Below are 25,377 nucleotides of genomic sequence, written 5' to 3'. Positions count from 1 at the left end.
AGCAACAAATGACTACCAATGACCACGACTGACGGCGCAGCCAACTGACTCCCCACAATATGACCACTCAAGACGTGCAATTAAGCGTAGCGTTGCCCGATGGCAGCATCCGCGAATACCCCGCCGGGGCGTCGAGTCTCGACGTAGCCCTGAGCATCAGTGAAGGCCTGGCCCGCAACGTGCTGGCCGCCAAAGTGAATGGCAAAGTGCAGGACGCTACCCTGCCGATCGACGTACCTGCCGACGGCTCGGCGGTGCCGGTGCAACTGCTGACCTGGAACGACGTAGAAGGCAAATCGACGTTCTGGCACTCGTCGGCCCACCTGATGGCCGAGGCGCTGGAAGCGCTGTACCCCGGCATCAAGTTTGCCATTGGCCCCCCCATCGAAAACGGCTTCTACTACGATGTCGATTTTGAAGGGCGGCACTTCTCGCAGGAGGAGTTCAAAAAGGTAGAAGACAAGATGCTCGAGCTGGCCCGGCAGAAAAACGCCTACGTCAGGAAGGCCGTTTCGAAAGCCGACGCCATCGCTTATTTCGACGAGAAAGGCGACCCGTATAAAATCGACCTGTTGCAGGGCCTGGAAGACGGCAGCATCACATTCTACACGCAGGGTGGGTTTACCGACCTATGCCGGGGACCACACATCCCGAATACGGGGTTCATCAAAGCGGCCAAGCTGATGAACGTGGCAGGAGCCTACTGGCGCGGTGACGAAAAGAACAAGATGCTGACGCGCATCTACGCCATCACGTTCCCGAAACAGAAAGAACTCGACGACTACCTCACCCTGCTGGAAGAGGCCAAAAAGCGCGACCACCGCAAGCTGGGCAAGGAACTCGAACTGTTTGCCTTCTCGGAGAAAGTAGGGCAAGGCCTGCCGCTGTGGCTGCCCAAAGGTGCCGTCGTGCGCGAGCGGCTCGAAAATTTCCTGCGCCGGGCGCAGGTACGTGCCGGGTATTCGCCCGTGGTAACGCCGCACATCGGCAGCAAGCAGCTCTACGTGACCTCGGGCCACTGGGAGAAATACGGCGAAGATTCGTTCAAGCCCATCCTGACGCCCGACGTGGGGGAGGAGTTCCTACTGAAGCCGATGAACTGCCCGCACCACTGCGAAATCTACAAGACCAAGCCGCGCTCGTACCGCGACCTGCCGCTGCGCCTGGCCGAATTCGGAACGGTGTACCGCTACGAACAGTCGGGTGAGCTGCACGGGCTGACGCGGGTACGTGGCTTCACGCAGGATGACGCCCACATCTTCTGCCGCCCCGATCAGGTGAGCGACGAGTTCAAGAAAGTGATCGATCTGGTGCTGTACGTGTTCAAGGCGCTGGGCTTCTCCGATTACAGCGCGCAGGTGTCGTTGCGCGACCCCGACAATAAAACGAAGTACATCGGGTCGGACGAGAACTGGGACAAGGCCGAACAGGCGATTATCGACGCGGCGAACGAGAAAGGGCTGCCCATCGTTATGGAGAAAGGGGAGGCCGCCTTTTATGGCCCCAAACTCGACTTCATGGTGCGCGATGCGCTGGGCCGGAAGTGGCAGCTGGGGACGATTCAGGTCGATTACAACCTGCCCGAGCGCTTCGAACTGGAATATACCGGTGCCGACAACCAGAAACACCGCCCCGTGATGATCCACCGCGCCCCGTTTGGCTCGATGGAACGGTTCGTGGCTATCCTGATCGAGAATACGGCGGGCAATTTTCCGCTTTGGCTCTCACCCGATCAGATTGCGATTCTGCCCATTTCAGAAAAATACGAGGCCTACGCCAACGAGTTGTTCCTGACCCTACAGGAGGCGGATATCCGTGGTTTTGTGGATGTGCGCGACGAGAAAATCGGGCGCAAAATCCGGGATGCGGAAGTGGCCAAAGTTCCGTTCATGCTCATTGTGGGTGAGAAGGAGCAGGCCGAAGGCAAGGTATCCGTGCGGCGCAAAGGCGAGGGCGACCTCGGCAGTATGAGTATCAGTGACTTTACCGCGTTCTTTCAGGAGCAGGTAAAAGTATAGTTTAACAGGTGATGGTTAGTGTTTAATGTTGGTTTGCTAATTCGCAGAAGTTGTCGTCATTAGCGAAACATGAACTCGTAAACACCAACCCGCAAACGTGGCGAAAGCCAAACTTTTATATATTTCGTGCGTTTAAAAAACGAAAGTTTACAACGACGTTTCACATTAACCCCAACACATGGCATTACCCCAGCGGAGACCACCCCGGCGCGTGGTGGAAGAACCCTACCGAATTAATGAACGCATCCAGGCTCGTGAGGTGCGGGTTGTCGGCGAGAACGTTGAACAGGGCATTTACGGCATTCAGCAGGCCTTAACGATGGCCAAAGCGCAGAGTCTGGATTTGGTGGAGATTTCGCCCAACGCCACCCCGCCGGTCTGCCGCGTAATCGACTATTCGAAGTTCAAGTACGAACAGAAGAAGAAGCAGAAAGAGATCAAGGCCAACGCGCAGAAGGTCGTGATCAAAGAAATCCGGTTCGGCCCAAATACGGACGACCACGATTTCGAATTTAAACTGAAGCACGCCCTGCAATTCCTGAAAGAAGGCGCCAAGGTGAAAGCCTACGTGCACTTCGTCGGTCGGTCGATCGTTTTCAAAGACCGGGGCCTTCAGATTCTGGAGCGCTTCTCGAAAGGCCTGGAAGAAGTCGGCAAGATCGAACAGGAGCCTAAGCTCGAAGGCAAGCGCATGATTATGTTCCTTGCCCCGAAAGTAGTGGCGGTGAAGAAATAGTGTACGATGTACAATGAATAATGCACAATGGGGCAGACGCGGAATTAGAAGGCGTCTGCCCCATTGTGCATTATTCATTGTACATCGTACAGTCATTTTTCGTACCTTTGCGGCCTGTTTATTTAATCGTGGCCGGCGATCCGGTCAAGTCCATCATGCCAAAGCAAAAAACTAACTCGGCAGCCAAGAAGCGTTTCAAGCTGACAGGCACCGGGAAAATCAAGCGGAAGCACGCCTTCCACTCACACATTCTGACGAAGAAAACGACGAAGCAGAAGCGGAACCTCGCGCACTCATCAACGGTGCACGTGAGCAACGAGCCGCGGATCAAGGCCCTGCTGGGTCTGTCGTAGTCATCTTTTTTGGTTAATTCTTTCACCCGACAGAAAGGCTTTTAAGTAGAATGTATACTGAATAAGTAACAATGTACAATGATTCATGGCTACCCAAGCCATTGTACATTTTGCATCATACATTGTTCATTAACAGACTCGCCTTCGTCAAAAAAGCATAATACAATGCGTTCAGTCAATCACGTAGCCTCACGGGCACGTCGCAAGAAAATTTTAAAACTGGCCAAAGGTTTTTATGGCCGTCGTAAGAACGTTTGGACAGTGGCGAAAAACGCCGTTGAAAAAGCGTTAGGGTATGCATACCGTGACCGCAAAGCCAAGAAGCGCGATTTTCGTGCCCTCTGGATTCAGCGGATCAACGCAGGTGCTCGTCAGCATGGCATGTCGTACTCGGCATTCATGGGCGCCCTGCACAAATCAGGCATCGAACTGAACCGGAAAGTGCTGGCCGATCTGGCCATGAACCACCCCGAGGCGTTCAAAGCTGTGGTGGATCAGATTAAATAAACAGCATTTACGCAGCTATTGCGTTCTATTAGCAAACCCCCGGTCATGAGGCCGGGGGTTTTTTGTTTTGGCAGGAAAAAGCCCATGTATCACCATAGGAGATATGTATTTTTTTATTTAAAAACAATTACTTTACTTGGTGCGCATTCACACAAATTCGTAACATATGTTCGGGGTACTGCGGCAGCGAATACTGTTTTTCTTTTTTGCTGTTATAGGAATAAGTTTGTCTACTGCCGCCTTCTCAACTTGTCCTACCCCTGTTGCGCTTCAGGAAACGCGCCAGACATTCAATAGTATCTGGCTTAGTTTTCCAGCTGTGTCTGGTGCTACCGGCTATCAGCTTGACTGGAAAGTTGCCACCGCAAGCACTTGGACATCCGTTTCATTGGTGACGACCGCTTCTAACCTCGTCGAGTATAACCTGGCGGCATTGACCTATCAAGCGACCTATCAGTGGCGAGTACGAACTGCATGCGCTGATGGACTATCCGCTTATTCGGCCACGCGCACGTTCACGGTATCGTGTCCTGTTCCCGATTCGCTCTATGAAGCCGTGTCTCCAACAGCCGCCCTTCTTTACTGGTCGGCCGCCCCAGGGCTACATCAGTTCACCCTGAACTGGCGACCTGTGGGTACGTCTATCTGGAATAGTGTTGCTGACATTGCCTCCTCGCCGTTCTCACTAACCGGCCTGACTCCGAGTACAAACTATGAATGGCAGTTGGTGAGTCAGTGCGCCGACGGGACGCTATCTAACGCTACAGTCCCGCGTTCATTCACCTCAACTTGCTCTGTACCAACCGAATTGGGCGTGAGCTATGTAACGGCTTCTGCAGCTTATGTATACTGGCGACAGTTGTTAGGAACCAATATTCAGTTTCAGGCGCGCTATCGCCCAGCGGGATCAAACCAGAACTGGCTAGAAACAACGAGTACCCCCAACTCATTCATAAGTTTCACCGGCCTCGTAAACGGAGCCACCTACGAGTGGGGTGTTCAAACGCTGTGCAGTGGTGTGCCATCGGGCTACGTAAACGGGGCACCTTTCACGACGGGCTGTTACACGCCCAAGTATGTAAACGTGCCTCAGATTACGGCCACCTCCGCAATTTTTACATGGGGTAACTATGGAAATGGCGTGCAGTACGAATTGCAGTGGCGACCATCAGGGCAATCCACCTGGAATAGCAGAAGCGTGGCGGGTTCTACCTATACACTGACTGATCTGACGCAAGGGACATCGTATGACTATCGGTTACGAACAGTTTGCGAAGAAGGGAGTAACTCCGCTTTTACCACCACAAACAGTTTTCAGACGCAGAGCGCCGGCGGTAACTGCACCAACATTGACTCGTATCGGGAAATCGACCAGACCGGAACGGCGGTCGTGCTAGCGTTTGGCGTTTCAGGAGCCATCTCAGCGAATGTACGCTGGCGGGAAGATGGAAATCCAGTCTGGAATTCGTTGACTGTTGTTACGCCCTACACAAGGAACGGAACGGAAACGGTTTTTGCCTCACTAACCGGTCTAACGGTAGGTGCTGCCTATGAATGGCAGGTTCAGGCAGTTTGTTCGCAAACGGCCACTTCGTCTTACACACCAATTCGCTCCTTTACGACTTCATGCGAAGCCGTCAGCTATCAGTATGAGCAAGCGCTTTCGCTCAGTCAGATTGGGTTATGGTGGAGGGCAATCGGCGGCATTGCTTACCGGGTACAGTGGCGACCCTATAGCACAAATCCTGTTGACTGGACAACCATCAGTGTGAACGCGATCTCGGCTACAGGCATGAATTCCGTTGTGGTGGCTAACCTACAATCGGGTACACGTTATGAGTGGCGGATTCAAACGCTTTGTTCTGTTACCAATGCGTCTGTTTATACATCGCCCCGCTCTTTCTCCACGGCTTGTGCGTCACCCAATTTCGTGTCAAAACTCGCTGTAACATCAGGTGCTGCTAAAATTGGATGGGATATGCCTATTGGTTGGATAGCACCTTCTACTCCTCAATTTCGTGTCCGGTGGCGCCCTGAGACCGGTGGTGATTGGACCGAAAGTACGTTGGTCAGCGGGTTTGACTATACCATACAGCCATTATTAAAAACTGGCTACGATGTTCAGGTTCAACAGGTTTGTAACGGACAGCCCGGTGACCCGACAAGTACCATTTTACTGCCTTACTGTTGGGCACCCGGCCCTGGCTACCCATACGGCAATATACCGTCTCCGCAAAGCAGCGCTGTTAGTGCTAATACCGCCAGTTTAAGCTGGTATGAATTTGGCTTGGGCGCGCGCTACGATGTACAGTGGCGCGTTCAGGGAGCTACTACATGGCCTAACAGCACGACAGCTGCCGTTGGTGGACTGGTGCTCACAGGCTTGGCGCCGGGCACTACCTATGAGTGGCGCGTTCGAACCCTTTGCATCGACAATGGGGTATCCGACTTCACTGCTACCTACAATTTCACGACAACCGACTGCGCTGTCCTTCGAACCGTGAAGAACGGCGCATGGCTTGACCCTAGTGTGTGGTCCTGTAATCGAATTCCTACAAGTGTAGACTCAGTAGAAATCGCACACCGCTTGACCGTCGAGGGGACTCAAACAGCAGTTGCCAAGCAAATTCAATACAAAAGTGAGGGTAAGGTGAGCATGAGCCTCGGGGCTAAGTTGCAACTTAGCCAGCAATAGTAAGCCAGACGAACGTTCGCTACGTCTCCACCACCTTCGTTTTCAACCCGACGCGGGGGCCTTCGGCGGGTTTGCCAAGCAGGTAGACGTCGATCTCGGTATCGCCCACGCGGAACACCTGCCGGTCAGTGAGGAGCTTTTCCAGCGTTTCTTTCAATTGCTGAAATTGGTGGGCCTGCGCTTTTTCATCGTCGCCAAACCACGCTTCAATGGTCGTGACGGGTACCCAGAAATCGGCCTCGGGCATTTCTTCGACGTAGACCGAGGGCGGCAGCATCAGCCAGTCTTTGATGTGGCTGACCGTGAGCGGCTCGGCCATTTTCAGGTACGTGTCGACGACCTCAATGGGTTCGTCGGATTCGCTGGGATAGAGTAGGTCGGTCAGCAGGGGCGTTACCTGCGTGGCAAAATCGGTGGCCGGTTTTTGGTCGTCGGGGGCGTTACTATCGGCTGATGGGTTCGTCATAGCAGCTGGTTAAACAGTAAGAACTAAAAAAGGTTGGGTACGTTGGGGCCGGCTTAATACCGCCCGAAACTTCTCTACATTTATCCGCTTAACCAAACCGAACAAACACATAATCCTTACTAGCTCATGTTTGAGACCTTAATGAACCTCGTGCAGCAGAACGCTGGCTCTGCGATCGTAAATAATCCCGCTATCCCGAATCAGCACAACAACACCGCTATGGAAACGGTGGTGCAAAGTATGATGGGTGGCCTCACCCAACAGGCGCAGGGCGGCGGTCTGGGCAATCTGCTCGGCATGGTCGTAAACGGCGGTGGCAATATCCAGGACAACCCCGTGACCCACGGCGTTCAGGAAAACGTGCAGCAGGGCCTGATGGAAAAGCTGGGCATCTCGCCGCAGGTAGCCATGTCAATTGCCGGGGCGCTGGTGCCCGTCGTGCTGGGCAAGCTCATGAATAAAGCCGCCGACCCCAACGACAACAGCGTGGATGGCAACACCATCATGGGCGCCGCGACGGGGCAGCAGGGCACCGACTGGATGGGCATGGCCTCTTCAGCAATGGCCGATGGTAAACTCGATATGAACGACCTGATGCGCGTAGCCGGCAACCAAATGGGCGGCGGGGGCGGCCTCGGCGGTATGCTGGGTGGGCTCTTTGGCGGCAAGTAAGCCGTTCCGACACATTACCGAAGCGCCGGGGGAGCACCTCCGGCGTTTTTTGTTGTAGGGTTGTCAGTGCCACCTGCCAACTCGTGCACTAACTGGCCCACTAAGGCAAAAAACGCTGCCAATCTGGCATAAAAAAAAGCAAACAAACGAGCTGGCATTTGGCTTGATAGAGAGTGTACAGACTGTCGAACTAAACGCTTGCAGGAATGATTCGGGTGTTGGTGTCGTCAGCAGACTGAACCTGTTCAACCCGAACGACAATACATTATGGGAAAGATTATTGGCATTGACTTAGGCACAACCAACTCGTGCGTGGCCGTTATGGAAGGTAACGAGCCGGTGGTAATTCCGAACAGCGAAGGCCGTCGCACAACGCCCTCAGTGGTGGCGTTTATGGACAACGGCAACGGCGAACGGAAAGTGGGCGATCCCGCCAAGCGCCAGGCCATCACCAACCCACAGAACACGATCTACTCGATCAAGCGGTTCATGGGTAAACGGTATAACGAAGTACAAAACGAGCTCGGTCAGATCTCGTACAACGTGGAGAAGGGTCCCAACGATACCCCCCGCGTGAAGATCGGCGACCGGCAATACACGCCGCAGGAGCTTTCGGCGCTGATTCTGCAAAAGATGAAGCAGACGGCCGAAGATTACCTGGGCCAAACCGTAACGGAAGCCGTCATTACGGTGCCCGCTTACTTTAACGACGCCGAACGGCAGGCCACCAAAGAGGCGGGCCAAATTGCTGGTCTCGACGTAAAACGGATTATCAACGAACCCACCGCGGCGGCCCTGGCCTATGGTCTCGACAAGACCGATAAGGACATGAAGATCGCCGTATTTGACCTTGGTGGCGGTACGTTCGATATCTCGATTCTGGAATTGGGTGATGGCGTGTTTGAAGTAAAATCGACCGACGGCGATACGCACCTCGGTGGTGACGATTTCGATCAGGTGATCATCAACTGGTTGGCGCAGGAGTTTCTGAACGACGAGCGCATCGACCTGCGGAAAGATCCGATGGCGCTCCAACGCCTGAAAGAAGCCGCGGAGAAAGCGAAAATTGAGCTGTCGAGCTCATCGTCGACGGAAATCAACCTGCCGTATATCATGCCGGTCGATGGGATTCCGAAGCACCTGGTTCGGACGCTGACCCGCGCGAAGTTTGAGCAACTGGCCGATTCGCTGATTCAGCGGAGTCTGGAGCCGTGCCGCCGGGCGCTGAAAAACTCAGGCCTGAGCGCCAGCCAGATCGACGAAGTGATTCTGGTCGGTGGGTCAACGCGGATTCCGAAAGTACAGGAAGAAGTAGAGAAGCTGTTTGGCAAGAAGCCCTCGAAAGCCGTTAACCCCGATGAAGCCGTGGCCATTGGTGCTGCCATTCAGGGTGGTGTCTTGACGGGTGAAGTAAAAGACGTACTGCTGCTCGACGTAATTCCTCTGTCACTGGGTATCGAAACGATGGGCGGCGTATTCACCAAAATGGTGGAGTCGAACACGACGATCCCGAGCAAGAAAACGGAAGTGTTCTCAACGGCATCCGACAACCAGCCGAGCGTAGAAATCAACGTGTTGCAGGGTGAGCGGCCAATGGCTGGTCAGAACCGCCAGTTGGGTCGGTTTATCCTGAGCGACATCCCGCCCGCACCGCGTGGTGTGCCCCAAATCGAGGTGACGTTCGACGTGGATGCCAACGGTATCCTGAACGTAACGGCCCGCGACAAAGGCACCGGTAAAGAGCAGAAGATCCGGATCGAAGCCTCAAGTGGTTTGACCGACGCCGAGATCAACCGGATGCGCGAAGAGGCAAAAGCCAACGAAGCCGCCGATAAACTCGAGAAAGAGAAAATTGAGAAGGTTAACCAGGCCGACTCGATGATTTTCCAGACCGAGAAACAACTAAAAGATTACGGCGACAAACTGTCGGCTGGTAACAAACAGGCCATCGAAGACGCGCTTGGGCAGCTTCGCACGGCGCACGGCACCCGCGACGTAGCTGCTATCGAAACGGCGCTCGCCAGCCTGACGACTGCCTGGAACAACGCCTCGCAGGAGATCTACGCGGCAACGCAGGGTCAACCCGACGGAGCCAACCCGATGGATGGATTCGCTGGTGGTCAGCCGGGTGGCGGTCAGCCCAACGGCAACGGCCAACCCACCGACAGCGACGTGTCAGACGTGCCGTATGAAGAAGTGAAGTAAATACGAACGTATAAAACCTGTAAGGTTTCGAAAACCTTATAGGTTTAACAAAAAGTCCCTGCTGGTAACGGCAGGGGCTTTTTGTTGGTGCGATAACGTACCTGGGACTAGCTTAGCTTGAGGCAATAGGCGTAATCGCCGGGTTTCTGGCTGGGGAGGCTGACAGTCAATGCCTCAGCCGTTTGAGTGAAGCGCAATGGCTCGGAATGACCCAGTAGACTAACGTGGGTATAGGCGGGGGATTGGGCCGCGGCGGTTCCCAGGCTTTTGATACGTACCTGGCCATCGGCGGGCCAGCCCATCACGATGGCGTAGAGCGTATTGCCTTTGCGGGTAAAGCGAATGTCTTCTGCCCCGAACGGCTTGCCCTTACCTTCGTTAAAACCCTGCGCACTCAACGGAGCCGCCGATTCCAGCGCCGGACCTTCACCGAATATCCGCCAAGGGCGTGTACCGAAGATAGCCTCTTTGTTAATGGCCATCCAGGCTGCGATGCCTTCTACGATTGCCGTTTCTTTTTCGTCGATGCTGCCGTCGGCGCGCACGGGCACGCTGAGCAGCAGGTTGCCATTTTTGCTAACGACATCAGCCAGCGTATGGACAACCGTCTGCGCTGATTTGTAGCGGTTGTTGTCATACACGCGCCGGTCGTAGTGCCAGCTGCCAATGCAGGTGTCGGTTTGCCACACAAACGGCTCGATCTGATTCGACTGGCCCCGCTCGATGTCCCAGACCATGCACTTCTGCTGTTCGGGGGTCAGGATCTTCCCGTTGAGTACCGCCTCCAACTTACCGCCATGGCGTTTCATGTTGCTGTTGTAGAGGTGCGCGGCGATCCGTAAGCCGGCGTCGTTGATGGGCCATAGCGGGAGTGCCGTATCGTCGAAATAGACTACGTCCGGGCTGTATTTATTGATCAGATCGACGGTGCGGTTGTAGAATTTTTCGCAGTAGGCGGCCGGGGGTACGTTGGCGCCGTTGCCCCATTCCCACTGCCGGTGGATACTACTGGTCTTGAGGCTGTTTTCGCTCAGGGGGTGGTTCTGGGCGTAGAGCTCCTGCGGGTCGTAGCCTTCCCACCAGGTGCCTTTGCCATCGGCTTTCGTCAGCTTGCCGTCATAGGGGACGCCCGCCAGCGGGCCCTGCTTGTCCGACCGTTGGGCCGTCTCGTACCAGGTCCAGGCGTGGGCAGCGTGCACGCTCACGCCAAACCGGAGACTGTGCTGACGGGCCGCTTTGGCCCAGCCGCCGATGATGTCTTTCTTAGGACCCAGCCGGGTTGCGTTCCACGACTGGTACTTGCTGTCGTAATTGTCGAAGTTGTCGTGGTGGTTGGCCATCGCCATAAAGTACTGGGCACCCGCCCGTTTGTACAGCGACAGCAGCTGATCGGGGTTCCAGTTCTCGGCTTTCCACTGATGAATCACGTCTTTGAAGCCCGCCTTGGAGGGGTGTCCGTATTTTTCGACGTGAAATTTATAGTCGTTGCCCCCCTCGTCATACATGTTACGGGCGTACCAGTCGCCGTGCTCGGGCTGGCATTGAGCGCCCCAGTGGGCCCAGATGCCAAACTTGGCGTCGCGGTACCAGTCGGGCACGGCATACTGCTGAAGGGATTCCCAAGTCGGCTTGAATTTGCCCGTAGCCATGGGTTCACCGCTCAGTTGGGTGCGGTAGGGGGCGGCCCAGCCCGGCAGGCGTGAAAGGGGGTGTATGGCAGCCAGACCGGCTACGGTTTTCAGCAGCAATCGTCGATTCATGGTTGAGTACGCGAAAGAAGTATACCTCCCGAAAGGCCCTCAACCGGGTCATCTAACGCCTTTACCCTGAAATAACGGTACCCAACAGCTTGGCAAGCTCGCTGAAGGCGCACTTAAGGTGCCTGTAACCAGCTAGGAACGGATCCGATTCGGCGCCGACGGTAAACGGTCGTTGATTACGAAGGATGAAATCAAGTCCGGGTAGCTGCTTGGTTAGCCCTAACACCTCGCTCGTAAGGTAGGCGGCACCAATGCCGATTACTTGCGCACCCTGTCCATCAGCGTAGTGTAAACCGATTCATAGGCTTCCGGCGTAACGCTCACTTCACCCCAGTAGGGATGATCCAGGACCACAAGTAGAAAAATCAGCAGGCCAATCATCCCGGCCAAAATGCCGGTCATGGTCGCGTGTAAGCTGAAATTGGTGATCAGAAAAAAGAAGGAAAACGTAATCGTGGCCAGTGCGCCGATCAACACCACGCTCCAAAGTACACCGGGTACGTTGCCTTTGATGGAATCGAGGCGCTGACGACGTAGTTCGATCATCTGGTTGAAGGCCCGAAGGGCTTCCGCGTGGAGCATCGCCCGGCTCTCTGCCTGAGATTCCCCATTTAGAAACGCATCCTGAAATTCATCGAGCCGACTGGTTTCTTTCAGGCTGATGGCACCCTGTTGCTGCGCCGGCCAGGAATGGTCGATGATGGTGCGGGTATAGGCCTTGAGTCGATTCCGGAGTTCACCCTGTAAAGGTTCTGGATAGCCCATCAGATCGCGGTAGAGCACTGCAATGGCGGCTGATTCGTTGGAGGCAATGGCGGTAGCCGTAGCGTAGTTGCCCCAGGTAGCCACCGTAATCAACCCCAGGGTAAGGCCGTACAGGACCGAGACGCCCGAAAAAAACCAACCCACCGTGCCATTGTCGATGACGGTGGCAAGGCTGCTTTTGTGAATACGTCGGTGGGTGATGAACAAACCCAGCAAGGCCACACTAACAAACGCCCCAATAATGAGTATTGCCAACAACCAAGTTGGTACATCGTACATCCAGCGCATAAACATCATCCAGTCTTCAACGAGTCGGTCGCTTTCGTCGTTGGTCAGATCGGTCATAGGTAAGGCAAACGACGGTCTACTGAGCGTCGGGTTAGTGACTCAGTAGATTACCATATCAGGACTGTATTTGTTTTGGCAACAACGGTCGCCCTCCGGCCGGTGGGTGCCGATACAGCACGGATTTACCCCGAAATAACGGTGCCCAGCAGCTTGGCAATCTCCACGTCGACGCGCTTGAAATGCATGTAGTCGGCCATGAGCTGATCCGATTCGGCGGGGTCGGTGACGGTGCGGATGCGTTGCAGCAGATCGTGCATGCGCTCTTCGGCCAGCAGTTTTTTCAGGCGCAAAATATTGCCAAACGCTGCCTCGGCCAGTACGCCCGTGTCTTCCTCCGAGGGCACGAAAATCTGGTGTTTCTCTTCCCAGTTTTCGCTGATTTCGTAGCGCAGCGTGGTCATGTTGATAGCCTCGTATTGCAGGCTGTTGCGCTGCTCCAGCGGCAGGTCGCTCAGGTGAGGCCGACCCGTTTGCAGAAAATCGTCGGCCGTCAGGATGTCGCCCTGGCTGAACGCTTGCCGGAAAATGTTCAGGATCAAGTCGTAGGGCGCATGCTGAAAGTCGATGTCGTTCAGTTCGCTGAGCATGTAGTGGCAAAGCGAAATGCCCGGCTCCAGTTCGCGGGTGCCGTAGTTCATCAAGAGCCGAACGCATTCCTCTTCCTGATAGGCGAGGGGCGGCCGCAGGTTGCTAGCCGCCGGCTGGGTGGTAGCGGGCTGTGTTTCGGTTTGGCCCGTCGACGGCGCGATCCCCACTTCATCGAGTAGGTCGTTGAATAGATCGTCGGGCGGAAAATCGGGAACGTACCCACTCGACTCCGGGCCCGACGGGCGGGGTCGGTTGCCAGGTACGTTGTGCTGACGGGCATCCCGTTCCTGCTGCCGTTCGTAATCCTTGATCTGCGTTTCGCGCTGCTTCCGAATCAGGCGGTTGCTCTCTGAAATCAGCGTCTGTTCGTCGACCTTCAGTTGCTGGGCGGTGCTCTGGAAAAACACCTGCCGCTTAATGGGGTCGGGAATGCGCGAAATACTGCCGACGATCTCGGTGATGACCTCGGCCCGCTTGAACGGGTCGGCCCCGGCGTCGCGGAGGAGGGCCGCCGTTTTGAAGGCAATAAAATTCTGGGTGTTGCCCTTCAGGTACGTTCGGAACGCCTCGGCCCCTACCTTGCGGACGTAGCTGTCGGGGTCGTCGTTGTCGGGGAAGGTGGCCACGCTCACGTTCAGGCCCTCTTCGAGCACCATGTCGAGGCCGCGCAGGGCCGCTTTGACCCCCGCCGCGTCGCCGTCGTAGAGGATGGTTACATTCTGCGTGAAGCGGCTGATGAGCCGGATCTGTTCGATGGTGAGCGACGTACCCGATGAGGCTACCACGTTTTTGATCCCCGCCTGATGCAGCGAAATCACATCGGTGTAGCCCTCGGTGAGGTAGCAGATGTCTTCCTGCCGGATGGTTTGCTTGGCCTGAAAAATGCCGTACAGCACCTGACTCTTGTGGTAGACATCCGTCTCTGGTGAGTTGAGGTACTTGGGCGCTTTGGGATCGGCTTTCAGAATCCGCGCCCCAAAGGCGATCACCCGCCCCGACACGTTGTGGATCGGGAACATGACCCGCCCCCGGAACCGATCGAACACTTTTTTAGAGTCCTCCCGCGTGACGGTAAGCCCCGCTTTGGCAAGCACATCGGGGTTGTAGCCTTTCGCCTGCGCATCGGTGAGCAGCGCGTCCCAGCTATCGGGGCTGTAGCCGAGGTCGAAGGCGGCGATGGTGGGGTCCGAAAAACCCCGTTCGCGGAAATAGCTGAGGCCAATGCCGCGCCCTTCGTCGGTTTTGAGCAGGTGGTCCTGGAAAAACGTTTTGGCGTAGTTGAGGGCGATATAGAGGCTTTCGCGCTCGGTCTGGCGATTTTGTTCTTCGGGCGTAACCTCCTGTTCCTCAATCTCGATGTTGTACTTCTTGGCCAGGTAGCGCAGCGCCTCGCCATAGCCAAGGTTCTCTACGTCCATCACAAAACGGACGGGGTCACCGGCTTTGCCGCAGCCGAAGCACTTGTAAATCTGCCGCGCCGGATTGACGTTGAAGGAAGGCGTTTTCTCGTTGTGGAACGGGCAACAGGCAATGTAATTGCTGCCGCGTCGCTTCAACGACACAAACTCGCCCACTACCTCCACAATATCGGCCGCCTGCCGAATCTGCTCAACTGTTTCCTCCGGGATACGCATAGAACAAAGATAAGGCGATACGCACGTTCAGCCGGCGTATAAGGCTAACAGGATTGTAGCGTTGGCTTAGGCAAAAGCCGTTGCAAAACGATATAGTATTGGTTATGGTTGCGAAGCGTAGGGCTGGCAAAGGTCCATAAACAGTACGTCGACGTACACTCAATGATAATTTAGTTGGCGGTAATTCTTATTCTTGTTGACAAACGTGGCTGTGGCGCGGCACCATTCCGCTGATACACCAAATTTGACGTAATACCTCTATCTGGGAAAATCGACCAATGGGCTTTATCTATCACTCATTCGAGTTTGCTCAAGGTTTACCAACCTTTAAGAGTATCAAGCAGCAGTTTGAGCGACAAACAGGACTAACGCTTGACCTAAAAGCGATTGTCCATCTGCCTGTTTTGTGCTCTTTAGAGGAAGTTAACCATGTCCTTGGTTGCGATGCCGACAAGGTTACTCAACTGAGTCAAGAACTAAACGTCTTTCTTCAACAGCACAAATACCAAGAGGCAACTCTTTTGCGGAACGAGCAGCTTCAACGGCTTCAACATTTAACGCATGTCAGTGAGCTACAATTCGACATCGTCAAATTTTATACTGTGCCGATAGGCATTCATGACAACACCTTGAGCTTTACATCAACAACGACAAATGAGTATGGCATCGACTCATTGAGAAGCACACTGTTCGAGTTAGGTGGGCGTGGCGAAACAGGTGGTTCCGACCAAGATTATGACCCTGCTTGGCGTAAGCTGAAGCGGTGGGAAGAGTACCGATGGTATAACCGGCCACGAAAATAAGTAGCGTTGCAGGTGGCGATGAATGGACCGCAGGGGTTACTTGCCGAAAGAGTGTTAGAGTATCAAACCAGACGAGGATGTAGAGGAAACTGCTTCTGTATACTTGCTTGCCGCTCTATCACTAGAAGCCAAAAAAGAAAGCGTATTCGTGGATCGCGTCCGACAGGCCCAACTTCCGCCGACAGTACGTACTTGTATCAACGCCAACCAACCGCTGACAAACCTAACTTGCAGTCACAACTACGTGATCAATGAGCGTTTCTTTCAAACACCAGTTAGGCCAATTACTGCATGATACCCCTGAGTATCATCATCTGCATGGCAGCCTGGAGTTTAAAATCAATCAGGCTGTTGTGCCTTACATGGGGTATTTCGGCGTTTCTGATGTTTGCCTTAATATTTGGCTAGCTGAACTCTCAAAACTCATACTAGCCTATCGTCAGGGCGAGGATACCTACACCATTGATGAATGTGAGCAAGGCCAACCAGCGTTTCAGTTTGATTTCCAGGATGGAGTCGGCTACCTTTCTATTGTGGAGTCCATTACCGAAGCTGAAGGCGACAAGGACTGGCAGCGCATTGAGTTCAAGATGGCCGATCTAGTGGCCGCTTACAATCAATTGAAAACAGCCTTCTTATCTGATATAGCTCACACCGCACCTCATCGAGTTGTATACTGGCAGCAGATACTCGAAGCTTAATTTTAGCTCCGCTACTCGGCATTTTCAGGCGACAGGAATCCTCCTACATACACGACCATCCTGCGCCCAACATTGCTGAGGGTGAAAAGGTTAGCCGGGTCAGGGCTTCACTTGCGCAGGTAGCGGCAAAACCATTAGCCCTCAGGGGAGTTGGGTGAACCAGCCAAAATTTGAGTGCAAGGTGTGTCACCGGCAACAGATGGCAGGCCACAGCAGTTAGGCTTTTTGGCACGTTGGGCGGGTTTTGTTCGGCAGACTATGTTTGAGAATTAACAACTTGTTTATCAAAAGATTAGTGATGGGAGCTTGGGGACACGGATACTTTGAAGATGATTCAGCACTGGATTTTATGGCAGATATTGAGGATGCTAAAAATCCTAAAAAGCTGATTAAGAACGCGTTTGAGAATGCCGTTAAAGCAGATTATTTGGAAGCTGACGAAGGCAATGCCGTTATAGTCGCTGCCGCTTATGTGGACAGACAACTAAATGGAACCATGTTTTCTAAGGTTAACCAAGATGAGCCTTTAGCTGTCGATACCTTCCCAGAACGCCATTCAAACGTAGACTTCTCTGACTTAAAGGAGAAGGTAGTTAAAGCATTAAATCGAGTTTTAGATGACGATTCGAAATTGAATGAATTGTGGGCAGAGAATGAGTCCGACTATCCTGCTTGGCGGCAGAGTATCGAACACCTAATTAAGCGATTAAACCAGAAGTAAAGCCAAGTCGAGTTTTCTACACGCAGGGCTGATTCCCTAGGACGATGAGCACGTCCCAAAGGCGAGTTTGCAGCCTAATCTGACGAATGTGTAAAGATTCAGTGTCTTGTGTTCAATGAAGTTGTCTCCTCTTCATCAACACTTATGGGCGCTGGGTGTGCCAGAACAGCGACAGCAATGCAGTAGCACCCAGCGTCAGCATAGAGCCACGCTTTTGAGCATGAACATTGCCAACTGACGTACCTGAACTTCCTATAAAAAAGAAGACCTATAAGGTTTCAAAAACCTTATAGGTCTGTAGCCCCGTAATCTACTATTTCGCTTTGCCCGTATCGCCGACGAAGCGTTCGAAGAATTCGTAGATGCGCAGCAGCCGGTCGATGCGCTGGCGGACGTTGCCCGTGCGGCTCAGTTCGTGCGTAGCCCCCGGCATGCGGACGTATTCGACGGGGCGGTTCAGGATTTTCAGGCTTTTGTACAGCATCTCCGACTGGATAACGCCTGTGCGCAGGTCGTTTTCGCCATGTTTGATCAGCAGCGGCGTTTTGATGTTCTGCACGAACGAGTACGGCGAATTGGCGTCGAGCACGGCCTGCGCGCCCGGCTCCCACGGTAGGCCGAAGTAGTTGGGCACCAGCGCCCAGGCGTTGCCTTCGCCCATAAAGGTCGTCAAGTCGTAGACGCCCCGTTGCGCGAACGCCGCCTTGAACCGGTTGTCGTGCGCCACGATCCAGGCCGTGAGGTAACCCGCGTACGAGCCCCCCGTAATCACCTGCCGCGACGTGTCGACCCAGGCTTCGCGGGCGGCGGCGGTGGCAGCGGCCAGCACATCTTCGGTGGGGCCGGTGCCCCAGTCGCGGTAGTTGGCCCGCTGAAATGCCTGCCCGTAGCCACCTGACCCGCGGGGATTGGCGTAGACGATGCCGTAGCCCTGCGCGCACAGGTACTGAAACTCATGCCACATTGATTGCTCGCCCGGTCCCCACATGGCCGTTGGGCCGCCGTGCATATTCAGGATCAGCGGGTACGTTCGGCCCGCGACGTAGTTGGCCGGTTTCATGATCCAGTAGTCGACCGCCTGTCCTTTCGAGTTGGTGTAGACGTGCTTCTCGGGTCGGCTCAGTGTTTTGCCCGCGAGCCAGTCGGCATTGGGCGCGTTGAGCAGGGCCGGGGTCGTGAAGTCGGGCGTGGCGGTGTAGAGGGCGGCCGGGTCGTCGATGCTCGTCTGGCTGTAGACCATCCGGCCATTGGCTACATCGAAGCTGGTGAGGCCCAACTCGAAGGGGCTGAGTCGCTCAGTAACGCCCTGCTGATTGAGTCGGTAGATGGGGAAACCGCCGTCGGATGGGGCCGTGAAGTACAACGTCGTATAACCCGCTGCGCCAGCCGATTTCCGTTTGCCGGTTGTGGGGGCAGGTACGTTGGCCCAGCGCAGGTTGCCCGCCGCCCGGTCGAAGACGATTTCTTTGGCGTTGCTGATCGTGGTGCCAGTCAGGTCGGCTACCATCAGGGGCGCAAAATCTACGCCGCGCGAGTTGCCGCCGAGGTACGCCAGCCGTTTGCCATCAGGCGAGGGGGTAGGATTGGCAAACGATTTCCCCGCTTCGCTCACCACCGGCGTCACCGTGCCTGACCCATCGGCGGCAATGGCCACGATGGCATTGTCCACTTCGCGGTCGGGGTGCTGGGCCGGGTCGCGGTCGGTAACGGCCAGAATCACCTGCCCGTTGGGGTGCCAGACCGCCGCCTGATACGACGCGAAGCCGCGCGTGATGGCTTTGGGCGTCGGCATAGGGCCATCGGTGCGGAAATCGACCACGTACAGATGCTGGAAACTCATCATCGGCTCGGTAGTGGACTCACCCTGAAAATTGAGCCGGTTAATCACCTTCGCCTTTTTGTCGTCGACATCTTTGGCCAGGTACGCCCACACCTCCGTCAGCGAGCCGTCGGGGTTGGGCTTAACAGTCTCTTTAGGATTGGGTACGTACCCGGCGAGTCCCGGTTTTTCGAGCGACCACTTCGGTGCCTGCCGCGTCGGGTTCAGCAGCGTGTCGGTTTGCAGTTCGGTAAACGAAGCCGTACTCGAAAACAGGATGCGTTTGCCATCAGGCGACACCTGCGGGTTGCTGGCGCCGTAGGGGAGGCTGGTGAGCTGGTAGGCCTCGCCCCCCCCGAGGGGCATCACAAACAGTTGGGGTTTGCCCTTCACGGTCCGCGAAAACACGACCGATTGCCCATCGGGCGACCATACGGGTTGCCGGGCGCTTTCGGTGCCCCGCGTCAGGGCTTTGGGGGCGCTGCCGGGCGTGGTGCTGGTGAGGTAAACGTGGGTGCGGTAGTCGAACTCAAACGGCTGGTCGGCGGCTTCGATGCTGGTTAGGGTGTAGAGCGCCTGCGTGCCGTTGGGTGACAGCCGGATCTCGCCAAGCTGTTTGATTCGGGTGAGATCGGTAACAAGAATTTTCCCCGATCGGGCCGTTGACGAGGTAGGGGGTGTTTGGGCCGTTGCCAGGGCAGCCCAAACCAGGAAGACATAGGTGAGTACGTATCGATGTTGCATGGCCGCAAGTTGGGGAATAGATTGGAACGCGGATGAACCGGATTTAAAGGATTTTCGCTGATGAAGTCTGTTTCCTCAGATTTGCCCGGATTCTAAAGCTCTATTACACCTATCTCACCAAAACCGATGCTACACGACGACTTAACCAATCAGATCATTAGTGCCTTCTACACTGTATACAATGAGCTTGGCTACGGCTTTTTGGAGCGTGTTTATGAAAACGCGTTGTGCCTTGAATTGCAAAGCAGGGGCCTTCAATGTCTGACGCAACAACCAGTTAAAGTGTATTACCAAGGCGTAGAAGTCGGTAATTACTTTGCTGATCTCATCGTGGACGAGTTAGTTATTGTTGAGCTGAAAGCCGTGGACCAGATTAGGCCAGAACACGAATATCAATTGCTGAATTACCTGAAAGCGACGACGATCGAAGTTGGGCTACTACTCAATTTTGGCCGGAAATCCGAAATCAAACGCAAGATCTACCGTAACTGATAAGCCACTGTATCCCATCCATTGGAATTACGACAGTCCGCGATCATCCCTATGATCCACGTCATCTGCGTTTCCATCTTTAATGCATGGCCAAGATTTCGAGGCTTTGCCAGACGAGGTCGCCCATGGTGCGGGCGGGGCTAAAGCGGGTGGTCTGGTAATGGCGGTTGAGCGACTCAGCGAGCTGCCGAACATGCGACGGTGGCGCAATCTCGTCGTGACGCATGGCCGCCATCAGATCGCCAATCCGGGTTTGTTCCACCCGTAGCCGACCCGCCATCAGCGACCGTTCTTCAATCTGGTATTGCCGAACGCTTTCGGGCGTCAGCGTCTTCGTGCCCAGGTCGATAATAGGCTGATTTTGCCGGTAATACTGCGGCATATAGACTGACTTGCGCCCCTCGTACGACTGCTGATCGAAGTCGATGGCGCGGATGCGGTAATAGACCTCGTCGAAGTCGGGCGTGAGGTCGACCACGAAATTGCTCGAATGCATGTCGCCCAGCAGCCGGATGAAACAGCGCTCGTTGAACTTGACAAACTCCTTGCACAACCGCACCGGGTTGAGATCGTCCTCGTTGATGCGCTGCTCGAAAAACATATCCCCCGGAATGCCCGCAATGTGCTCTTCAATCAGCGTTTGCCCGCTCGTGAGGTAGCTGATGCGGTTGGGCGACAGAATGTGCTCTAGTTCGAGGCCATAAATGCGCGAGGCATCGGCCTTTTTGAGGTAGAAATAATCGAAATTATCGTTGACCTGGTTGCGGATACGGACCCGAAACGGCGCGGTGTTGCCATACATACACAGATCGACCCGGTCGATGGCCAGATGCCCCGTTACCGACATGTCGCCGTCGGCTTTCAGGATGGCGTAAATCTGCTTGAGCGCCTGCAACATATCGTTCGATTCCGTAGCGGGGTAGTAGACCGTCTCCCAGAGCGTGTCGCGGTTGCGGTTGTCGAACAGCGTCACCGAATTGTCGAACCGAAGCAGATCGGCGTATTGGATGGGCAGGTCGTGCTCGCGGTTGTAGTGCGTCAGGTAATGCCGCAGCGGTTGCCGGATCGGATACACCTGTTTCTTGCGGGAAATGATCGGCATCGAGTGAGGGGGTTACAGGCTAGGAGGGTGAGCTCCGAACCGTTTCGAACTACGATTATCGGGCTAATCCTGATACGGTGAAGCCCAGCCAGTATAAATTGAGCGAGCGTTGACAGAACGCCCTCGTTGAATCACTTTTTGGAAAAGCTATTGTTTGTCTGTAGCCGAAATCGGCAACGCAGCCTGACCGCCGAACGCATTTTTGAGTCGGAGCCTGGCTATCAGGTACGTTCGGCAGGGACCGCGCCCGGTGCTCGCACCAAACTAACGCCCGGCCTGCTCGGCTGGGCCGATATTGTGTTTGTAATGGAACGCAAACACCGCGACTGGATACTGGCTCATTACGCCGATCTGGTCACCGGTAAGCCGATCGTGACGCTGCTCATTCCCGATGAGTATGGCTACATGGATGATGAACTCGTCGACATACTGACCAATCGCGTAGCCGCTTATCTTGCGGGCGACTAACCAACCGCCGACTATGATTGAAACACCCCGGCTCATGTTGCTACCGCTGTCGCTGGAGCAGGTGCGGCTGCACATTGCGGGCGGTACCCGGCTCGAAGAAGCGATGGGCGTTCGGCCGGGCCATCGGGAAGTGACCGAGCCGTTGTTGAGCATCCTGCGGCATTTTACGATTCCCTTTCTGCAAAATCCGGGTCGCCAGTCGATCTACGACACCCTCTGGATTGCGCTCGACACTACCCTGAACCAGTTTGTGGCCGACGCGAAGTTTAAAGGTATGCCCGATGAAGAACAGACCGTCGAAATTGGCTATGGCACGTACCCGGCCTTTCAGCGGCGGGGCTACATGACCGAAATCGTAGGAGCCATGACGGCCTGGGCGCTGAGCCAGCCCAATACCCACCGGGTGGTGGCCGAAACGGCCTTGGACAATACCGCTTCGCAAACGGTGTTGCTCAACAACGGGTTTCGGCCGTTCGAGCAGGACGAGCGCGTCCGCTGGTGGGAACGGCTGGGGAAATAGCCGTCGTCACCTCGGTAGTAAAGGGGGCAGGGATTTGCCCTTTATGGCTAAATCCTTCCGATATGAAACGACTGTTTCTACTGCTGACGCTTGGTTGGCTGTATGCATCGCCCACGCAGGCCCAACTGACACCCACTCCCTGGACAGGCGGTCCCTTGCGGGTATCGGCCAACCAACGGTACCTGGTTCACGCCGATGGTCGACCCTTCTTCTACCTGGGCGATACCGCCTGGGAACTGTTTCACCGCCTCAACCGCGACGAAGCCGACTACTACCTGCGCCGCCGGGCCGAACAGGGCTTTACGGTCGTGCAGGCGGTGGCGCTAGCCGAACTCAATGGCCTCAACGACCCCAACCCCTACGGCCAGAAACCGCTGCTCAACAACGACCCCACTACGCCCAATCCTGCCTATTTTGAGCACGTCGACTGGATTATCGACAAGGCGCGGTCGCTGGGTATCGCGGTGGCGCTGCTACCTACCTGGGGCGATAAGCTCTTTAAAGACAAGTGGGGCGAAGGGCCGGAGATTTTCAACGTCGACAATGCCCATACCTATGGCCGCTGGATCGGTGACCGTTATAAAACCCGCGACAACATCATCTGGGTGCTGGGCGGCGACCGTACCCCCCGCGAGGGGTCGCCCGACGTGGCGGTGTGGCGGGCGATGGCCGACGGTATTCAGCAGGGTGTGGGTGGGGCTGATAAAGCCCTGATGACGTTCCACCCCCAACCTAATTCGGTGACCGATGGCGGCGCGGGGCGCTGGTTTCAGGCCGACGCCTGGTTTGATTTTAACATGCACCAGACGGGCCACTGCCGCGATACCCCCGTTTACGACTACCTCACAACCAGCTACAACCGGCAGCCCACCAAACCCACAATGGACGCCGAGCCGATCTACGAAGACCATCCTGTTTGCTTCAATGCGAAGGCGCTGGGTACGTCCAATGCGCTCGACGTGCGCAAGTCGGTGTATCTAGCCTTGTTTGCCGGGGCGCACGGCCAGACCTACGGGTGCCACGATGTTTGGCAACTGTTTGCGCCCGGTCGCACGCCGGTCAACGGGCCGCACCTAAGTTGGAAAGAAGCCCTTGACCTGCCCGCTGCCCGCCAGATGCGCTTTGTGCGGCAACTGCTCACCAGCCGCCCACTACTCGAACGGATACCCGATCAGTCGCTGATTCGGGAAAACAACTACCCGCCCGCCGAGCGCATTCAGGCCACGCGGGGACGCACCTACGCCTTTGTCTACTCGTCGGCGGGCCGACCCTTTACGCTGCTGCTGGGCAAAACCGAGGGCAAACAGATTACCGCCGCCTGGTTTGACCCCCGCACAGGCCAGTCGACGCCCATCGGTACGTACCCAAACACGGGTGAGCAACGGTTTTCGCCGCCCACCAGTGGTTACGGCCAGGATTGGGTGCTGACAGTGGACAGTAGGTAATGAACAGTCTATAGGTAGCTATAGCGCACACTGTCTACCGTAAACTGTCTACGCGTAGGCCTGGTACCAGTTGATGCGGCGGGTCAGGTACATGATCGTACCGAGGATCAGCGCGAGGCCGAGCGTGCCAAGCAGCAGGGAATAGTCTTCCAGTTGCAGCAGCGAAAAGTAGAAGCCGTAGAGCAAGGCCAGTATGCCGCTGAACAGCGCCGTGAGCCGGGTATTTTCAAAGACATAGCGTACGTAGAACGTGATCATGGCCAGCACCGTCGCCGCGCTGATGAAGTAAGCCAGATTGAACGACATATGCTCGGAGATGGCCAGCAGCAAGAGGTAAAACAGGCAGATGGCAAACCCGACCAGCAGGTATTGGATGGGGTGGATGCGCCGCTTGTCGAGCACTTCCACGAAGAAAAAGGCCGTAAACGTGATCAGGATGAACATAACGGCGTACTTGGCCGAGCGCATCGTTTTCTGGTATTCGTCGACGGGCGTCAGCAGCCGAACCCCAAATTCGGTACCCACCGCCGCCGATACCGTCACGCCTTCCTCTGATGGCGAGCGGTGCGTCAGAAAGGCACCGAGGCCCTGCTGCGGGTAGTTACGGTTGTATTGCAGCACCTTCCACTGCGCCCCAAAACCCGACGCGCTCACCGTGCGCTGATCGGGCAGCGACGCCCCCACAAAACTCGGTGTGGCCCAGGGCGAAGTCAGTGATACGGTCGTTTGCTTGCCAAACGGCATGAAATACAGATCCGTACTGCCGTTCAGGTTCAGTTCGCAGTCGAATCGCAGCGAGTCGCCCAGCGGCACGCGGGCGTTGATGCCCGAGGCCAGCACGTCGTCGGTAGGTACGCCCGGCTCGACCGTCAGGGGTTGCAACGCGCCGCCCCCGCTGCTCACGCGCAGTTGTACCTCGTCTTTAATGCCTTTCATATCGCTGATGCCCACCGACACAAAAGCCCGGTTCCACTGAACGGCGGCCGGGTCGATGCCGAGCCGCTCCATGTCGGGGCGGGGCAACGTACCCCGCAGGAGCAGGCGGGTGTTGTAGAGCATCACCTGAAACAGGCCCCGGTTGCGCTGTTCGGGCTGCAACGTACCGGTAATACGCAGGTCGTCGGGCAAAACGTGCGCGTAGGCCGTGTAGCGCGATTCTTTTCCTTTTTCGTCCTTCTCCACCACCGTATACGGCACCGACAGAATCGGCCCGCTGATGGTCTGGACGCCGCCCCATTTCCCGCTCACTTCCGCAACGGCCGTGTTTCGGGTGCTTTCCCGCTCCGAAATCAGGGTTTGCAGCATGGTGGTTGGGATAAGCAATACCAGAATAAGGATGCCAATCGTCGCCAGCTTGATGAGCGTAGACGTGCGTAACCACTGATTGAGCCGGTCGAATAACGAGGGCTGAGGCGAAGAAAGAGGGTTCATGATGGTTTTATTGAAAGTACTTTGTTTTGCAAAGTAAATGAGCAAAAAACGGAATAGTCAATGACTGTGCGAAAAAAAGTTTGCCCCACCTTAACGAAGGCGATGGAGCGTACCTGCGTAGGCAAAAAGGCGGTCAGGCGTGGCGAGGCGTACCTCGACCTCAACCGTCTGGCCCTCGGTCAGATCGGCGTTGGTTAGTTCAGCGAGGGGCACCAGCACCGCGAGGCTGATGGGCTCGCGGGAGGAAAGCAGGTCGGCGACGTTGGCAACGGCGGCCAATTGCTGCACGAGCAGGTGAAGGGTCCCAAACTGGGCTACGTCGCTTTGGGCAGAAACGTGCTGCACCACGCCCCGAACCTGCGTCCGATTTTCGATGATCTGCAT

Annotated in this window: 22 protein-coding genes; 14 read left to right on the top strand and 8 right to left on the bottom strand. The window is 55.6% G+C overall.

Annotation, left to right across the window (positions count from 1 at the left end; all coding sequences use genetic code 11):
* The first annotated feature begins 59 nt into the window (after window positions 1-59).
* The 5 genes from thrS (at window position 60) to FAES_RS29705 (ending at window position 6,309) form a co-directional block, all read left to right on the top strand.
* Entirely contained in the window at window positions 60-2,018 is a 1,959-nt protein-coding gene (thrS, locus tag FAES_RS21860; protein WP_015333361.1) for a threonine--tRNA ligase, read from the top strand.
* Window positions 2,019-2,196: 178 nt separating this feature from the next.
* Window positions 2,197-2,754, top strand: a complete 558-nt coding sequence (infC, locus tag FAES_RS21855) for a translation initiation factor IF-3 (protein ID WP_015333360.1) — start codon at window positions 2,197-2,199, stop codon at window positions 2,752-2,754.
* 155 nt (window positions 2,755-2,909) lie between these two features.
* On the top strand, window positions 2,910-3,107 hold the full coding sequence (gene rpmI / locus FAES_RS21850) for a 50S ribosomal protein L35 (RefSeq protein ID WP_041259314.1): 198 nt from the start codon (window positions 2,910-2,912) through the stop codon (window positions 3,105-3,107).
* A 165-nt stretch (window positions 3,108-3,272) separates the two neighbouring features.
* The gene (gene rplT / locus FAES_RS21845; protein WP_041258284.1) at window positions 3,273-3,614 is read left to right on the top strand and encodes a 50S ribosomal protein L20; all 342 of its coding nucleotides are present in this window, start codon (window positions 3,273-3,275) and stop codon (window positions 3,612-3,614) included.
* Between the two features lie 166 nt (window positions 3,615-3,780).
* Entirely contained in the window at window positions 3,781-6,309 is a 2,529-nt protein-coding gene (locus tag FAES_RS29705; protein ID WP_015333357.1) for a fibronectin type III domain-containing protein, read from the top strand.
* A 19-nt stretch (window positions 6,310-6,328) separates the two neighbouring features.
* On the opposite strand, the gene FAES_RS21840 is transcribed toward FAES_RS29705, so the two are convergent.
* On the bottom strand, window positions 6,329-6,775 hold the full coding sequence (locus FAES_RS21840; RefSeq protein ID WP_015333356.1) for a nuclease A inhibitor family protein: 447 nt from the start codon (window positions 6,773-6,775) through the stop codon (window positions 6,329-6,331).
* Window positions 6,776-6,901: 126 nt separating this feature from the next.
* On the opposite strand from FAES_RS21840, the gene FAES_RS21835 reads away from it, so the two are divergent.
* Window positions 6,902-7,447: a hypothetical protein gene (locus FAES_RS21835; protein ID WP_015333355.1), complete on the top strand. Its 546-nt coding sequence runs from the start codon at window positions 6,902-6,904 to the stop codon at window positions 7,445-7,447.
* Window positions 7,448-7,714: 267 nt separating this feature from the next.
* Entirely contained in the window at window positions 7,715-9,652 is a 1,938-nt protein-coding gene (dnaK, locus tag FAES_RS21830; RefSeq protein ID WP_015333354.1) for a molecular chaperone DnaK, read from the top strand.
* A gap of 107 nt (window positions 9,653-9,759) precedes the next feature.
* Here the strand turns inward: dnaK and FAES_RS21825 are convergent, their stop codons facing one another.
* The 3 genes from FAES_RS21825 to dnaG form a co-directional block, all read right to left on the bottom strand.
* Entirely contained in the window at window positions 9,760-11,412 is a 1,653-nt protein-coding gene (locus FAES_RS21825) for an alpha-L-fucosidase (RefSeq protein ID WP_015333353.1), read from the bottom strand.
* Window positions 11,413-11,670: 258 nt separating this feature from the next.
* Window positions 11,671-12,522 carry a bestrophin-like domain gene (locus FAES_RS21820; protein WP_015333352.1) on the bottom strand — a complete coding sequence of 284 codons (852 nt, stop codon included), beginning with the start codon at window positions 12,520-12,522 and terminating at the stop codon, window positions 11,671-11,673.
* A gap of 125 nt (window positions 12,523-12,647) precedes the next feature.
* Window positions 12,648-14,747 (bottom strand): DNA primase, encoded by a 2,100-nt coding sequence (dnaG, locus tag FAES_RS21815; RefSeq protein ID WP_015333351.1) that lies wholly within the window; start codon window positions 14,745-14,747, stop codon window positions 12,648-12,650.
* Window positions 14,748-15,025: 278 nt separating this feature from the next.
* Between dnaG and FAES_RS21810 the strand changes: the two genes are divergently transcribed.
* The 3 genes from FAES_RS21810 (at window position 15,026) to FAES_RS21800 (ending at window position 16,972) form a co-directional block, all read left to right on the top strand.
* Window positions 15,026-15,550, top strand: a complete 525-nt coding sequence (locus FAES_RS21810; protein ID WP_041258283.1) for a hypothetical protein — start codon at window positions 15,026-15,028, stop codon at window positions 15,548-15,550.
* A 251-nt stretch (window positions 15,551-15,801) separates the two neighbouring features.
* Window positions 15,802-16,251, top strand: a complete 450-nt coding sequence (locus FAES_RS21805) for a hypothetical protein (protein WP_015333350.1) — start codon at window positions 15,802-15,804, stop codon at window positions 16,249-16,251.
* 262 nt (window positions 16,252-16,513) lie between these two features.
* The gene (locus FAES_RS21800) at window positions 16,514-16,972 is read left to right on the top strand and encodes a DUF4259 domain-containing protein (RefSeq protein WP_198409037.1); all 459 of its coding nucleotides are present in this window, start codon (window positions 16,514-16,516) and stop codon (window positions 16,970-16,972) included.
* Window positions 16,973-17,285: 313 nt separating this feature from the next.
* Here FAES_RS21800 and FAES_RS21795 read toward each other — a convergent pair whose 3' ends face one another.
* Entirely contained in the window at window positions 17,286-19,535 is a 2,250-nt protein-coding gene (locus FAES_RS21795) for a S9 family peptidase (protein WP_015333349.1), read from the bottom strand.
* A gap of 126 nt (window positions 19,536-19,661) precedes the next feature.
* On the opposite strand from FAES_RS21795, the gene FAES_RS21790 reads away from it, so the two are divergent.
* The gene (locus tag FAES_RS21790) at window positions 19,662-20,027 is read left to right on the top strand and encodes a GxxExxY protein (RefSeq protein ID WP_015333348.1); all 366 of its coding nucleotides are present in this window, start codon (window positions 19,662-19,664) and stop codon (window positions 20,025-20,027) included.
* A gap of 79 nt (window positions 20,028-20,106) precedes the next feature.
* Here the strand turns inward: FAES_RS21790 and FAES_RS21785 are convergent, their stop codons facing one another.
* On the bottom strand, window positions 20,107-21,129 hold the full coding sequence (locus FAES_RS21785; RefSeq protein WP_015333347.1) for a hypothetical protein: 1,023 nt from the start codon (window positions 21,127-21,129) through the stop codon (window positions 20,107-20,109).
* Window positions 21,130-21,267: 138 nt separating this feature from the next.
* On the opposite strand from FAES_RS21785, the gene FAES_RS21780 reads away from it, so the two are divergent.
* The 3 genes from FAES_RS21780 to FAES_RS21770 all read left to right on the top strand — a co-directional run bounded on the left by FAES_RS21780 (window position 21,268) and on the right by FAES_RS21770 (window position 23,562).
* Window positions 21,268-21,597, top strand: coding sequence for a low molecular weight protein tyrosine phosphatase family protein (locus FAES_RS21780; protein ID WP_041258281.1), 330 nt, complete (start codon window positions 21,268-21,270; stop codon window positions 21,595-21,597).
* A gap of 13 nt (window positions 21,598-21,610) precedes the next feature.
* Complete coding sequence (locus FAES_RS21775) at window positions 21,611-22,117, top strand: GNAT family N-acetyltransferase (protein WP_015333345.1); 507 nt, start codon at window positions 21,611-21,613, stop codon at window positions 22,115-22,117.
* 62 nt (window positions 22,118-22,179) lie between these two features.
* Window positions 22,180-23,562 (top strand): glycoside hydrolase family 140 protein, encoded by a 1,383-nt coding sequence (locus tag FAES_RS21770; RefSeq protein ID WP_015333344.1) that lies wholly within the window; start codon window positions 22,180-22,182, stop codon window positions 23,560-23,562.
* A 48-nt stretch (window positions 23,563-23,610) separates the two neighbouring features.
* Here FAES_RS21770 and creD read toward each other — a convergent pair whose 3' ends face one another.
* On the bottom strand, window positions 23,611-24,993 hold the full coding sequence (gene creD, locus FAES_RS21765; RefSeq protein WP_015333343.1) for a cell envelope integrity protein CreD: 1,383 nt from the start codon (window positions 24,991-24,993) through the stop codon (window positions 23,611-23,613).
* Between the two features lie 90 nt (window positions 24,994-25,083).
* Window positions 25,084-25,377, bottom strand: a complete 294-nt coding sequence (locus tag FAES_RS21760) for a hypothetical protein (protein ID WP_015333342.1) — start codon at window positions 25,375-25,377, stop codon at window positions 25,084-25,086.

The organism is Fibrella aestuarina BUZ 2 (assembly GCF_000331105.1).
GTDB classification, from domain to species: domain Bacteria; phylum Bacteroidota; class Bacteroidia; order Cytophagales; family Spirosomataceae; genus Fibrella; species Fibrella aestuarina.
The sequence above is the reverse complement of the archived record's forward strand: the minus strand, read 5'-3'. Positions and strand labels throughout refer to the sequence as shown.

Bases quoted from the DNA above. Each gene is read 5' to 3' on its own strand.
- thrS (WP_015333361.1), top strand. From the start codon at position 60: ATGACCACTCAAGACGTGCAATTAAGCGTAGCGTTGCCCGATGGCAGC.
- infC (WP_015333360.1), top strand. From the start codon at position 2,197: ATGGCATTACCCCAGCGGAGACCACCCCGGCGCGTGGTGGAAGAACCC.
- rpmI (WP_041259314.1), top strand. From the start codon at position 2,910: ATGCCAAAGCAAAAAACTAACTCGGCAGCCAAGAAGCGTTTCAAGCTG.
- rplT (WP_041258284.1), top strand. From the start codon at position 3,273: ATGCGTTCAGTCAATCACGTAGCCTCACGGGCACGTCGCAAGAAAATT.
- FAES_RS29705 (WP_015333357.1), top strand. From the start codon at position 3,781: ATGTTCGGGGTACTGCGGCAGCGAATACTGTTTTTCTTTTTTGCTGTT.
- FAES_RS21840 (WP_015333356.1), bottom strand. From the start codon at position 6,775: ATGACGAACCCATCAGCCGATAGTAACGCCCCCGACGACCAAAAACCG.
- FAES_RS21835 (WP_015333355.1), top strand. From the start codon at position 6,902: ATGTTTGAGACCTTAATGAACCTCGTGCAGCAGAACGCTGGCTCTGCG.
- dnaK (WP_015333354.1), top strand. From the start codon at position 7,715: ATGGGAAAGATTATTGGCATTGACTTAGGCACAACCAACTCGTGCGTG.
- FAES_RS21825 (WP_015333353.1), bottom strand. From the start codon at position 11,412: ATGAATCGACGATTGCTGCTGAAAACCGTAGCCGGTCTGGCTGCCATA.
- FAES_RS21820 (WP_015333352.1), bottom strand. From the start codon at position 12,522: ATGACCGATCTGACCAACGACGAAAGCGACCGACTCGTTGAAGACTGG.
- dnaG (WP_015333351.1), bottom strand. From the start codon at position 14,747: ATGCGTATCCCGGAGGAAACAGTTGAGCAGATTCGGCAGGCGGCCGAT.
- FAES_RS21810 (WP_041258283.1), top strand. From the start codon at position 15,026: ATGGGCTTTATCTATCACTCATTCGAGTTTGCTCAAGGTTTACCAACC.
- FAES_RS21805 (WP_015333350.1), top strand. From the start codon at position 15,802: ATGAGCGTTTCTTTCAAACACCAGTTAGGCCAATTACTGCATGATACC.
- FAES_RS21795 (WP_015333349.1), bottom strand. From the start codon at position 19,535: ATGCAACATCGATACGTACTCACCTATGTCTTCCTGGTTTGGGCTGCC.
- FAES_RS21790 (WP_015333348.1), top strand. From the start codon at position 19,662: ATGCTACACGACGACTTAACCAATCAGATCATTAGTGCCTTCTACACT.
- FAES_RS21785 (WP_015333347.1), bottom strand. From the start codon at position 21,129: ATGCCGATCATTTCCCGCAAGAAACAGGTGTATCCGATCCGGCAACCG.
- FAES_RS21775 (WP_015333345.1), top strand. From the start codon at position 21,611: ATGATTGAAACACCCCGGCTCATGTTGCTACCGCTGTCGCTGGAGCAG.
- FAES_RS21770 (WP_015333344.1), top strand. From the start codon at position 22,180: ATGAAACGACTGTTTCTACTGCTGACGCTTGGTTGGCTGTATGCATCG.
- creD (WP_015333343.1), bottom strand. From the start codon at position 24,993: ATGAACCCTCTTTCTTCGCCTCAGCCCTCGTTATTCGACCGGCTCAAT.
- FAES_RS21760 (WP_015333342.1), bottom strand. From the start codon at position 25,377: ATGCAGATCATCGAAAATCGGACGCAGGTTCGGGGCGTGGTGCAGCAC.